This is a genomic window from Pseudonocardia wallangbongensis, assembly GCF_054486945.1.
On record NZ_JBRERS010000005.1, the window covers coordinates 539,065 to 551,218 of the forward strand.

Below are 12,154 nucleotides of genomic sequence, written 5' to 3' on the forward strand. Positions count from 1 at the left end.
CGGGCACCGGCGCGAACGGGTGGCGGGAGAAGACCACCCGTTCGCGCGTCTCGGGCCCGTAATCCCGTTCCTCCTCGGGGCGAGTCCTCTCATCTCACCCTGGAGGCGCGCCATGACACGGATGGCAGGAGCCGACGCACTGCGGTCGACGATGGTGGGAGCCCTGATCACCCCCGGCGATCCGGGCTACGACACCGCGCGTGCGCTGTGGAACGGTGACTTCGACCGGCGTCCGGCGGTGATCGCGTGTTGCACCTCGCCGGAGGACGTCGCCGCGGCCATCGCCTACGGCCGGGACCACGGTCTCGAGATCTCGGTCCGCGGCGGGGCCCACTCGTTCAGCGGGGCCTCGTCCTCCGACGACGGGCTGACGATCCACCTGGGCGGGATGACCGCCGTCCAGGTCGACCCGCACGGGCGACGCGCACGGGTCGGAGGGGGCGCGACGTGGGCCGACGTCGATGCGGCCACGCAAGCGCACGGCCTCGCCGTGACCGGAGGGGTCCTCAGCGACACCGGGGTCGGTGGCCTCACCCTCGGCGGGGGGATGGGGTGGCTCGCCAACCGCCACGGTCTGTCGATCGACAACCTCGAGTCGGCCGAGGTCGTGCTGGCCGACGGCCGGACCGTACGCGCGTCCGAGTCCGAGCACCCCGACCTCTTCTGGGCCCTGCGTGGCGGCGGCGGGAACTTCGGCGTGGTCACCGAGCTCGAGTTCCGGCTGCACCCGGTCGGCCCCGAGGTGCAGTTCGGCCTGCTGTTCTGGGAGGTCGAGCGGGGCGTCGACGGGTTGCGTGCCTGCCGCGAGGCTGCGCACTCCCTCCCCTCCGACTACGGCGTCCTGATCGGTGGTGGGCTCTCCGCCCCCGAGGCGCCGTTCGTCCCACAGGAGCACCGAGGCAAGATCGGCCACGCCCTCCTCGTAGCCGGCTACGGCACGTCGGACGAGCACGCACTGGCGATCGCTGCTGTGCGCGAGGCGTGTCCGCCGCTATTCGAGTTCCTCACTCCGATGCCGTACCCGGCGATGCAGCAGTTGTTCGACCCCGAGCTCCGGCCCGGGATCCGGATGTACGACAAGGGGCTCTACCTCGCCGAACTGACCGACGACGCGATCACGGTGATGACGGAGCGGGCGCCCGCGAAGTCCGACCCCCTGTCGTTCATGCCGATATTCGCGCTGCACGGCGCCGTCGCGGAGGTGGGCGACGACGCCACGGCGTACGGCGGGCTCCGCACTCCCCACTTCGTCGTCGACGTGTCGGGGGCGAGCTACGACCCCGACCGGTTCGTCGCCGACCGGGAGTGGGCCCGTTCCACCTGGGACGCCCTGCGCCCGCTCGCCGACAACGCGGGGAGCTACGTCAACTTCATCTCCGAGCTGCGCGACGACGAGCGGGTCCGCGCATCGTACGGTCCGGCGAAGTACGGGCGCCTCGCGCAGATCAAGGGCGCATACGACCCGGGCAACCTCTTCCACCGCAACGCCAACATCAAGCCCGCCTGACCGCTTCGTGTATCAGGGCAGCCCGGGTCGGCTCCTCCGTTCGGCACAGAGCACCAGGGGGAGCGGATGACGAACACGATGAGCAGCGGGGTCGATGCACTGCGTGCGGCGATCGACGGGCAGGTGCTCGTTCCGGGCGACCCGGACTACGACCGGGCCGCCCTGATCTGGAACGGCGCCGTCGACCGTTCGCCCGCGGTCGTCGCGCGCTGCGAGTCGGCGTCCGACGTGGCCGCGGCCCTGCGCTGGGGGCAGGAGAGCGGGTTCGAGATCGCCGTGCGGGGCGGGGGTCACAACGTCTCGGGCGCCGCCGTGATCGACGGCGGCCTGACGATCGACCTCGGCCCGCTGACCACCGTCGTCGTCGACCCGGTTGCCCGGCGGGCGCGCTGCGGCGGTGGGGCGACGCTCGCCCAGTTGGACGCGGCGTGCCAGGAGCACGGCCTCGCCGTGCCGGCCGGCACCGTCAGCCACACCGGTGTGGCCGGCCTGACGCTCGGCGGCGGTTTCGGCTGGCTGTCGCCGATGACCGGGATGACCATCGACAACCTGGTCTCGGCCGAGGTCGTTCTCGTCGACGGGCGGGTGGTGCGGGCGAGCGCGCAGAACTACCCGGACCTGTTCTGGGCGCTGCGTGGGGGCGGCGGCAACTTCGGTGTGGTCACCGAGTTCGAGTTCCAGCTGCACCCGGTCGGCCCGCTGGTCCACCTCGGGTTGCTCTTCTTCGAGTTGGACCGGGCCGAGGAGGCGATCCGCCTCGGCCGGAAGTTCTTCGCCGACGCCCCGCGGGACGTGGGCGGCGCCATGGTGGGCGTGAACGCGCCGCGCGCGCCGTTCGTCCCGGAGGAGGCGCGCCTCGCGCCCGGTGTCGCGCTGGTGGTGGCCGGGTTCGGCACGGCCGACGAGCACGCGGCGCTGATCGCGCCCCTGCGGGAGGCGGGGCCGCTGTTCGAGTTCGTCACGCCGATGCCGTACGTCGCGCTGCAGCAGATGCTCGACGAGGGTTCCCCCTGGGGCGTGCACGCCTACACGAAGGGCCTCTACCTGGACGAGCTTCCCGACGAGGCGATCGATGTGGTCGCGGCGCAGCTGCGGGCGAAGCCGTCGCCGATGTCGCAGATGTTGTTGTTCCCGCTCGGCGGCGCCTTCGGCGACGTGCCCGACGAGGCCACGGCGTTCGGCGGGCGCCGCTCGGCGAGGTACGCGCTGGTGATCGACGCCGCCGTGCCCGACCCGCTGATGTTCGCCGACGAGCGGCAGTGGGCGCGGTCCACCTGGGACGCCCTGCGCCCGTTCGCCCCCGACTCCGGCACGTACGTGAACATGATGACCGATTTCGACGATGACCGGGTCCGCACGTCGTACGGCGCGAAGTACCAGCGGTTGTCGCTGATCAAGACGGTGTACGACCCGCGGAACGTCCTGCACGCGAACGCGAACATCAAGCCGGCCTGACGGGGAATCCACGGGCGCCCCAGCATTCAGCCGGGCTGCTGTGCGGCGACTCGGTGCGCGTGCTGCGGCTCCAGAAGGGCCTGATCAGGGGAAGACCACGGTCTTGTTGCCGTGCACGAGCACCCGGTCCTCCAGGTGCCAGCGCAGCCCGCGGGCGAGGACGAGGCGCTCGATGTCGCGGCCGCGGCGCACCATGTCGGCGGCGGTGTCGCCGTGGTCGACCCGGATCACGTCCTGCTCGATGATCGGGCCGGCGTCGAGCTCCGGCGTGACGTAGTGGCAGGTGGCGCCGATCAGCTTGACGCCGCGGGCGTAGGCCTGGTGGTACGGCCGTGCGCCGACGAACGACGGCAGGAAGCTGTGGTGGATGTTGATCGCGCGGCCGGCCCAGTCGCGGCAGAGTTCGGGCGGCAGGATCTGCATGAAACGGGCGAGCACCACGGCGTGCGGGTCGTGCTGGGCCACGAGCGCGCCCACCTCGGCGAACGCCTCCGCCTTGGCGGCGATGCGGGCCTCCGGGTCGCCACCGGGCGGTGGGAAGGGCACGTGGTGGAAGGGTGCGCCGTGGGCGCGCACGATCGGGCCGAGCCGGTCGTGGTTGCCGATGATCGCGGCCAGCCGGACCGGGAGCTCCCCGGCGGCGACGCGGCCGAGGATGTCGTGCATGCAGTGGGCTTCCTCGCTCACCAGCAGCACGATGCGCTTCGGCTCGCGGGTGTCGGTGACCGTCCACGTCGTGTCCCCGCCCAGCTGGTCGGCCACCGAGGCGAACCGCTCGCGCAGCTCCCGCGCGTCGAACGGCAGCGAGTCCGCACGCACGACCTGGCGGGTGAAGAACCAGCCGGTGCCGGGGTCGGAGTGGTAGCCCGCCTCCACGATCCAGCCGCCCGCATCGGCGAGGAAGGTCGAGATGCGCGCGACGATGCCCGTGGTGTCGGGGCAGCTCAACGTGATGACGTACCGGTGCTCGGCCGCGGGGTCCACGAGACGATGGTGCCCGGTCGTCAAGGGGAGCCGTTGCCGGCGGCCAGCCACTCCTGGGTGAAGGCCGCCTCCGCGGCGAGGAGCTTCTGCACCTGCTCCCCGACGATGCCCTCGATCTTGCCGCCGATCAGCGGCACCGAGACCTGCACGTCCGCGCGCACGCTCAGCTCGCTGCCGCCGTCGGGCAGGTCCCGGAGCCGCAGGGCGCCGTTCGCGGACCCCGGCGCACCCGCCATCGTCACGTCGACGTCGCCCAGGTAGCGGCCGCTGTCCTCCCGGGTCCACCGCTCGCTGCGCTCGATCGTGAGCTCGCCGGGCAGGACGCTCCGCACCACCGACGGCAGGTCCTCGGCGTCGAGGCCGTGCCTCAGGCGGTAGCGGGCGCCCTCGACGTCGGCCGAGTGGTCCAGGAGGTCGGCGCTCGGGCCGCCGATCCGGTGCAGGCGGGCGCGGAGGTAGTCGGGGTCGACCATCGTGGCGTAGACCTCGTCCGCGGGGCGCGGATAGGTGGACCGGTGATCGATCTGCCGGGACATGAGCGGAGGCTACCCGGTGGTGGGATCGGGTCCTGCCTTACCGTTGGTGCCCGTGCCCGTACCCGACGTGCTCCCGCCGCCGACGCAGCGGCTCGCGCCGCTGACCACCCTGCGGCTGGGCGGTCCGGCGAGGAGGTTCGTCGAGGCGACATCGGCGGACGCGGTGGTACGGGCGGTTCGGGACGCCGACGGCGCGGGCGAGCCGCTGCTGCTGCTCGGCGGCGGTTCCAACGTCGTGATCGCCGACGACGGCTGGCCGGGCACCGTCGTGCACGTCGCGAACGCCGGGCGCGCGGTCGAGCGGCGGCCGGACGGCTCGGTGCTGCTCACCGTGGAGGCGGGGACCGACTGGGACGAGGTGGTCGCCGCCTGCGTCGCCGACGGGTGGGGTGGGCTCGAGTGCCTGTCCGGGATCCCGGGGCGCACCGGGGCCACGCCCGTGCAGAACGTCGGCGCGTACGGGGTGGAGGTCGCCGACCTGCTCGTCGGCGTCGACCTGTACGACCGGCGGACCGGCGCGGTGCGGTCGCACGTACCCGCCGCGGACCTGGGCCTGGCCTACCGCACCAGCGTGCTGAAGGGCCGCGACGACGCCGTGGTGCTGCGGGTGCGGTTCGCGCTGCCCGGCACCGGCCTGAGCGCGCCCGTCCGGTATCCCGAGCTCGCGCGGGTGCTGGGCGTCGAGCCGGGTGCGCAGGTGCCGGCGGCGGTGGCCCGGGAGGCGGTGCTCGACCTGCGCCGCGGCAAGGGCATGGTGCTCGACCCGGACGACCACGACACGTGGAGCGCCGGCTCGTTCTTCACCAACCCGGTGCTGCCCGACGGCCGGGTGCCGGCGGGCGCGCCGCGGTTCCCGGCCGGGCCGGGGAAGGCGAAGGTGCCCGCGGCGTGGCTGATCGAGCAGGCCGGTTTCCGGCGCGGCCACCCCGGCCCCGGTGGCCGGGTCGCGCTCTCGGGCAAGCACGTGCTCGCGCTCACCAACCGCGGTGGGGGTACCACTGCCGGGTTGCTCGCGCTGGCCCGCGAGGTGCGGGACGGCGTGCGGTCACAGTGGGGAGTGCCACTGTCCCCTGAACCGGTTCTCGTGGGATGCACGATCTGAGCCGCGCGTAACCTGGTTTCCGGGCTCGCTGCCGGACAACCCTGGGCACTTCGGCGCGTCTGTAGCAGTGGGGAGCTCTGGCAAGGGGGACTCGGTTTTGCGCAGGATCCTGCTCGCACTGGCGGCGGTTCTGGTCGGCCTGCTCGGCGTGGTGACGATCGCCACAGCCGACCCGTCGGGTCGCGTGACCCACGTCGCGCCGCCGCCGGTACTGGAACCGCCGGCCACGCTCGCGTACTCGCCGGGCGCGGACGCCTCGGGCATCGACCCGCGGGCGTCGGCCACGGTGTCCGTCACCGACGGCACGCTCGACAACATCACGCTGACCGGGCCGAACGGCAAGGCCGTCGAGGGCGAGCCGAACGCCGACCGCACCGAGTGGAGCAGCACCGCGGAGCTCGAGTACGGCACCACCTACACGTGGGGTGGCAGCGCCACCGGTCGCGACGGGGCGCCCGTCCCGGTGCAGGGCGCGTTCACCACCGTGGCTCCGAAGAACACCGTGCGCGGCGTCCTCAACATCGGCGACGGGCGCACCGTCGGGGTCGCCGCACCCATCCGGATCCAGTTCGACGAGCACGTCGACGACCGCGCGGCCGTCGAGCGGGCGCTCTCGGTCGACACATCGGTTCCCGTCGAGGGCGCATGGGGCTGGCTGCCCGACGAGGGTGGCGGGTCGCGGGTGGACTGGCGGCCGCGCGAGTACTGGCCGGCCAACACGAAGGTCACGGTCACCGCCGACCTGTTCGGCGTGCCCTACGGCGGCGGCAACTACGGGTCCGCCGACGTCACCAGCACGTTCGAGATCGGGCGGTCGCAGATCGTCAAGGCCGACGCGTCCAGCCACCGCGTGGAGGTCATCCGCGACGGCAAGCAGATGTGGGACTTCCCGGCGAGCTACGGGCTCGACTCCGACCCGCGGCGCAACACCCGCACCGGCGTCCACGTCGTCACCGAGAAGTTCCCGGAGCGGCGGATGGTGAGCCAGCAGTTCGACTACGACGTCAACATGAAGTGGGCCGTCCGGATCAGCAACAACGGCGAGTTCCTCCACGCCCAGCCCGCCACGGTGGGGGCGCAGGGCTCGTCGAACGTCAGCCACGGCTGCATCAACCTCTCCAACGACAACGCCAAGGCGTACTACGACTCCGCGATGTACGGCGACCCCGTCGAGGTCACGGGCACCAACGTCAAGCTGTCGCCCCGGGACGGCGACATCTGGGACTGGACGCTGTCCTGGGACGAGTGGAAGGCCCTGTCGGCGCTGGAGGGCTGACCTTCAGCCCAGCTCGACCCGCCCGTTCGCGACGAGCCAGTCCAGCGCTTCCCGCAGCGCTTCCGGCGCCGCGTACCGCGGGGCGTAGCCCAGCACGGCGCGAGCCCGGTCGATGCTGGCTGATCGAGCGGGAGACGTGCTCGCGGGTCTGCCCGGCGTACTCCGCCGCTACCCGGGACTCGAACTCGGTCCAGTCCAGGAGGTCGAGCACGGGTTCGCGCCCGAACCACCCCGCCACCTCGTGCGCGAGGCCCCGCGAGGTCATCGCCTGCTCCGCCACGACGTGGAAGCTCGAACCGATCGCCGCGGGACGGGTCAATGCCCGCTCGAACGCCTGCGCGACGTCGTCCGCGTGGACGTGGTGCAGCACGCCGAGGCCGCGGTCGGGCAGCGGCAACGGGGTGCCTCGTGCGAGAGCCCGCCACACACCGGGGTCGAGGTTGCCCGCCGGGGTGCTACCGGTCCACGCGATCCTGGATCAGCTCGCGCGCAGCAGGGCCGCCGCGTCCCGGACCGTGGTGCGGATCCGGTAGAGGCTCGTGCTCGCCGCGATGTAGACCGTGCGGCCGTCGTCGCCGCCGAAGCACAGGTTCGCGATCTTCTCGGGCACCGGGATCCGCAGCAGCGGCGTGCCCGCCGGGTCGAAGACCTGCACGGAGTCGTGGCTGGAGGTCCAGACGTTGCCGTGCTCGTCGACCCGGAAACCGTCGGGGACGCCGGGGGAGACCTCGACGAGCTCGCGGCCGTTCTTGCACAGCCGGCCGTCGAACACGTCGTAGACGTGGATGGAGTGCCCGCCGGGACGGTCCGGGTCGCGCTCGCCGCTGGGCGGGGAGGTGCCGGAGTCGGCGACGTAGAGCAGCGACTCGTCGGGGGAGAAGGCCAGGCCGTTCGGCGTCTCGACGTCGATGACGGCCGGGACGACGGAACCGTCGCGCGGGTCGAAGCGGAAGACGTAGTGGTCGCCGTACTCGAGCTCGCCGGCGTGGCCCTCGGTGGGCTTCATGATCCCGTACGACGGGTCGGTGAACCAGATCGTGCCGTCGCTCTTCACGACGACGTCGTTGGGCGAGTTGAGCCGCGCGCCGCCCCACCGGTCGACGACGCTCTCCACGACGCCGTCGCGGTCGCGCTCCACCCGCCGCCTCCCGTGCGAGCACTGGATCACCGAGCCGTCCAGGTCGAGGGTGCGGCCGTTGGTGAACTCGGCGTTCTCCCGGTAGACGCCGAGCTCCCCGCTCGGTTCGGAGAACTGCAGGATGCGGTTGTTCGGGATGTCGCTGTAGCGCACGGCGCGCTCGGCGGGGATCCAGACCGGACCCTCCGCCCAGATCGATCCGGTGGCCACCTTCTCCAACTCGGGTCCGGCTTCGAGCAGGTCGGTCACGTCGACACCTCCGCGGTCGTCACGGTCTCCGTCATCCTGGCCAAGGGCAGCAGCCCGATCAGGCAGATCACGGCGAGCACGATGTAGTGCACGGTGAAGCCGCCGGAGTCGATGATCCAGCCGGACACGGCGGCGGCGAGCACGCCGGACACGCCCAGCGCCAGCCCGATCATGATTCCCATCGCGGTGCCGGCCGCCCGCGGCACGGAGTCGATGAGCAACGCGTACACCACGGGGAACGGCGCGTTGCGGAACAGGCCCCACGCGAGCAGCACGATCCACGCGCTCGCCGGGCTGGTGATGAAGATCATCGCCAGCATGCTGGCGACCCAGCCCACCACGAGGAACCGGATGGCGAACTTGCGCCCCGCGTGGTCGGACCACGCACCCCACACCACCTGCCCGATCCACCCCGTGAGGCCCGAGGCCCCGGAGAGGAGGGCGGCGAGGCCGAGGTCGATGCCCTGGTCGACGAGCTGCACCGTCAGGAAGGTGACGGTGCCGGACTCCGCCCACAGGAACAGGAAGATCAGCACGACCGACCAGCGGACGTTCGCGTTGGCCAGCGCCTCCTTCACGGGGGCGAGGCCGAGACCCTTCGGGCGGGTGGACAGCTCCGGCAGGGGCTTCGTGTAGCCGTGGGCGTCGATCCAGTCGTAGACGCGCTGCTGGTTGCGCCTGGTGCCGATGAACGCCTGCAGCGCGATGATCGGGATCCCGAGCAGCGGGATGAGCAGGAACGCCTCCTGCCAGCCCGCGACGCCGAGCACCGCCGCGATCAGGGCGCCGGTGAGGAACTGCCCGAGCGGGAAGCCGGTGTGGTGCACGCCCACCGCGAACCCGCGGTACTCCCGCGGCCACCACTCGCTGACCAGCGCGACGTTCACCGGCTCCGAGCCGCCGCGGCTGATCCCCATCGGGATCCGCAGCAGCAGGAACGCCGCGAAGCTGCCGGCCAGGCCGAACGTCAGCGCACCGCCGAGGATCCCGATGATCATCGCGATGTTCCAGGTCCAGGAACGCCGGTACCCGGTGCCGATGCGGTCGGAGAGCCAGCCGAACACCAGGGCCCCGACGATGAGGCCGGCGAAGAACACCGAGTTCACGAGCCCGGCCTGCGTCGCGTTGAGCTCGAAGTCCTCCTGGATCGCCGGCAGCACGGCGGGCAGGATGCCGCCGTCCACCGACGTCATGAGGATGGCGCCGGTGGTGATCGCCAAGGTGCCCCAGGACAGCGGGTGTGCGCGGGGCATCCAGGATCGGCCGTGCGTGGCCGGCGGCTTCTCGGACATGGCGACCTCGGTGGCGCATCGGGGAGCGGGGGAGCCGGTGATCAGCGCCGTCATCCTCCGCCCGCGATCACGCGACCGTCAACCAGTCATCAGATGTTTCGGTGGGCCCGGGTGGCGCTCGCCTGTGCGCGCGGCTTCAGCACGATCTGGTCCAGGTTCACGTGCGACGGCCGGGTGGCGGCGAACGCGATCACGTCGGCCACGTCGTCGGCGGTGAGCGGGGTGATCCCGCGGTAGACGCCCGCCGCCCGCTCCTCGTCGCCGCCGAAGCGGACCAGCGAGAAGTCGGTCTCGACCATCCCCGGCAGGATCTCGGTGAGCCGCACCGGCTGCCCGAGCAGCTCGCCGCGCAGCGTCCGGTGCAGCACCGACTGCGCGTGCTTCGCGCCCGTGTACCCCGCGCCGTTGTCGTAGGCCTCGACGGCCGCGATCGAGGTGATCGTGACGATGTGCCCGTCGCCGGAGGCCACGAGCGCCGGCAGCAGCGCCTTGGTCATGCGCAGCGTGCCCATCACGTTGACCTCGAACATCCAGCGCCACGCGTCCTCGTCGGCCTCCGCGACCGGCTCGAGGCCCTTCGCGCCACCGGCGTTGTTGACCAGCAGCCGGCAGTCCGGGACGGCCGCGGCGAAGGCCGCCACCGACTCGCCGTCGGTGACGTCGAGCCGGATCGCGGTGCCGTCGATCTCGGCGGCGATCTCGGCGCAGCGGTCGACCCGGCGTGCCCCCAGCACGACGTGGAAGCCGGCCTTGGCCAACGCGCGGGCGGTGGCGGCCCCGATGCCGGAGCTGGCGCCGGTGACGACTGCGGTGGGTCGATCGGTCATGCCGCCAACCCTATGCGGGTCTACTCCAGCCCCTGCTGGGCCGTGCGGGAGCCGCGGCGGGCCGCCGCACGCTGCCAGGCGAAGATCCCGTAGCCCACGGCGCCGAGGAACGCACCCGCGAGGCAGGCGGTGAACCAGATGTCGAGCGGCCGCCCGCCCAGAAGGGCGGTGACGAGGAGCGCGGCGGCGGCCGCCAGCCACAGCGCGCTGCCCACGACCGCGACCAGCGCCGGCCGGGACAGCCGGGCCGGCAGCGGCGGCGGCGAGATCATGCCGGGAGCCTACGTGGAATGCGCTCGTAACACGGGCCCCTTACCCTGCGCGCGTGATCGAACGCCTCTTCCGCGTGCACGGGCGCGGTTCCACCGTCGGCCGCGAGCTGCGCGGCGGCCTCGTGACGTTCGTGACGATGGCCTACATCGTCGTGCTCAACCCACTGATCATCGGCAGCTTCACGGCGGACGGTCCGGGCGCCAAGACGGACGCGCTGGGCAACGTCCTCTCGGTGCCGCAGGTCGCGGCCGTCACGGCGCTCGTGGCCGGCGTGATGACGCTGGCGTTCGGGCTGATCGTGAACTACCCGTTCGCGATCGCCACCGGCCTCGGGATCAACGCGTTCGTCGCGGTCACCCTCGCGCCGCTGATGAGCTGGCCGGAGGCCATGGGCCTGATCGTCGTCGAGGGGCTCGTGGTCGTGGTGCTCGCGGCGACGGGTTTCCGAACGGCGATCTTCAACATCGTCCCGGCGTCGCTCAAGGCCGCGATCGCCGTGGGGATCGGGTTGTTCATCGCCTTCATCGGGCTGGTGGACGCCGGTTTCGTCCGGCGGGTGCCCGACGCGGCGGGCACCACCGTGCCGGTCGGTCTCGGCATCGAGAACTCGATCGCGTCGTGGCCCACCTTCGTGTTCGTCGTCGGGTTGCTCGTCACGGGCACGCTCGTGGCGCGCGGCGTGCGCGGCGGGATCCTGATCGGGGTCGCGGTCACCACGGCCGTCGCGATCGTCGTGGAGGCGATCGCGCAGGTCGGGCCGTCCGCCGGGACGAACCCGCGCGGGTGGGGCCTCTCGGTGCCCGCGTTGCCGGAGAGCGTCGTCGGGCTCCCGGACCTCTCGCTCGTAGGCGCGTTCTCCTTCGGCGCGTTCACCCACGTCGACCTGCTCACCGTGGTGCTCCTGGTGTTCAGCCTGGTGCTCGCCGACTTCTTCGACACGATGGGCACGATCACCGGCCTCGGCCGGCAGGCCGGGTTCATCGGGGCGGACGGCCAGCTGCCCAGGGTCGGGCCGGCGCTGATCGTCGACGCCGCCGGGGCGGTGGCCGGCGGGGCCGCCTCGTCCTCGTCCAACACGGTGTTCGTCGAGTCGGCGTCCGGGATCGCCGAGGGCGCGCGCACCGGACTCGCCAGCGTGCTCACCGGGGTGCTGTTCCTGCTGGCGATGTTCTTCACCCCGCTCTACTCCGTGGTGCCGATCGAGGCGGCGGCGCCCGCGCTGGTGGTCGTCGGCGCGCTGATGGTCCGGCAGATCACCGACATCGACCTCACCGACTTCCGGGTGGCGCTCCCCGCGTTCCTGACGATCGCGGTGATGCCCTTCACGTACTCGATCGCCAACGGCATCGGGGCGGGGTTCGTCTCCTACGTCGTGCTGACGGCGGCGACCGGGCGCGCGCGGGAGGTGCACTGGCTCATGTGGGTGGTGGCCGTGGCGTTCGTGGGGTACTTCGCGGTGGGGCCGCTGCAGGCGTTGTTCGGCGTCGCGTGATCCGGGGGTTGCGCGCAGAGGAG

General features: G+C 72.3%; 11 protein-coding genes. 5 read left to right on the top strand and 6 right to left on the bottom strand.

Annotation, left to right across the window (positions count from 1 at the left end; genetic code table 11):
• Nucleotides 1–112 precede the first annotated feature (112 nt).
• Both ACU436_RS21615 and ACU436_RS21620 read left to right on the top strand, forming a co-directional pair.
• Nucleotides 113–1,507: an FAD-binding oxidoreductase gene (locus ACU436_RS21615; protein WP_459027967.1), complete on the top strand. Its 1,395-nt coding sequence runs from the start codon at nt 113–115 to the stop codon at nt 1,505–1,507.
• Between the two features lie 66 nt (nt 1,508–1,573).
• Complete coding sequence (locus ACU436_RS21620; RefSeq protein WP_459027969.1) at nt 1,574–2,962, top strand: FAD-binding oxidoreductase; 1,389 nt, start codon at nt 1,574–1,576, stop codon at nt 2,960–2,962.
• 84 nt (nt 2,963–3,046) lie between these two features.
• Here ACU436_RS21620 and purU read toward each other — a convergent pair whose 3' ends face one another.
• On the bottom strand, nt 3,047–3,946 hold the full coding sequence (purU, locus tag ACU436_RS21625) for a formyltetrahydrofolate deformylase (RefSeq protein ID WP_459027970.1): 900 nt from the start codon (nt 3,944–3,946) through the stop codon (nt 3,047–3,049).
• 20 nt (nt 3,947–3,966) lie between these two features.
• A complete protein-coding gene (locus ACU436_RS21630) occupies nt 3,967–4,482 on the bottom strand; it encodes a DUF2505 domain-containing protein (protein WP_459027972.1) in 516 nt (171 codons plus the stop codon).
• 52 nt (nt 4,483–4,534) lie between these two features.
• On the opposite strand from ACU436_RS21630, the gene ACU436_RS21635 reads away from it, so the two are divergent.
• A complete protein-coding gene (locus tag ACU436_RS21635) occupies nt 4,535–5,584 on the top strand; it encodes a UDP-N-acetylmuramate dehydrogenase (RefSeq protein WP_459027973.1) in 1,050 nt (349 codons plus the stop codon).
• Nucleotides 5,585–5,681: 97 nt separating this feature from the next.
• Nucleotides 5,682–6,860 carry a L,D-transpeptidase gene (locus ACU436_RS21640; protein WP_459027975.1) on the top strand — a complete coding sequence of 393 codons (1,179 nt, stop codon included), beginning with the start codon at nt 5,682–5,684 and terminating at the stop codon, nt 6,858–6,860.
• 478 nt (nt 6,861–7,338) lie between these two features.
• Here ACU436_RS21640 and ACU436_RS21645 read toward each other — a convergent pair whose 3' ends face one another.
• The 4 genes from ACU436_RS21645 to ACU436_RS21660 all read right to left on the bottom strand — a co-directional run bounded on the left by ACU436_RS21645 (nt 7,339) and on the right by ACU436_RS21660 (nt 10,638).
• Nucleotides 7,339–8,247 carry an SMP-30/gluconolactonase/LRE family protein gene (locus tag ACU436_RS21645; RefSeq protein WP_459027977.1) on the bottom strand — a complete coding sequence of 303 codons (909 nt, stop codon included), beginning with the start codon at nt 8,245–8,247 and terminating at the stop codon, nt 7,339–7,341.
• Nucleotides 8,244–9,539, bottom strand: a complete 1,296-nt coding sequence (locus ACU436_RS21650; protein WP_459027979.1) for an MFS transporter — start codon at nt 9,537–9,539, stop codon at nt 8,244–8,246. The genes ACU436_RS21645 and ACU436_RS21650 overlap by 4 nt, the downstream gene beginning before the upstream one ends.
• An 89-nt stretch (nt 9,540–9,628) precedes the next feature.
• The gene (locus ACU436_RS21655; protein WP_459027981.1) at nt 9,629–10,366 is read right to left on the bottom strand and encodes an SDR family NAD(P)-dependent oxidoreductase; all 738 of its coding nucleotides are present in this window, start codon (nt 10,364–10,366) and stop codon (nt 9,629–9,631) included.
• A 20-nt stretch (nt 10,367–10,386) separates the two neighbouring features.
• The gene (locus tag ACU436_RS21660; RefSeq protein ID WP_459027983.1) at nt 10,387–10,638 is read right to left on the bottom strand and encodes a DUF2530 domain-containing protein; all 252 of its coding nucleotides are present in this window, start codon (nt 10,636–10,638) and stop codon (nt 10,387–10,389) included.
• Between the two features lie 53 nt (nt 10,639–10,691).
• Between ACU436_RS21660 and ACU436_RS21665 the strand changes: the two genes are divergently transcribed.
• Entirely contained in the window at nt 10,692–12,131 is a 1,440-nt protein-coding gene (locus ACU436_RS21665) for an NCS2 family permease (RefSeq protein WP_459027985.1), read from the top strand.
• The last annotated feature ends 23 nt before the right edge of the window (nt 12,132–12,154 follow it).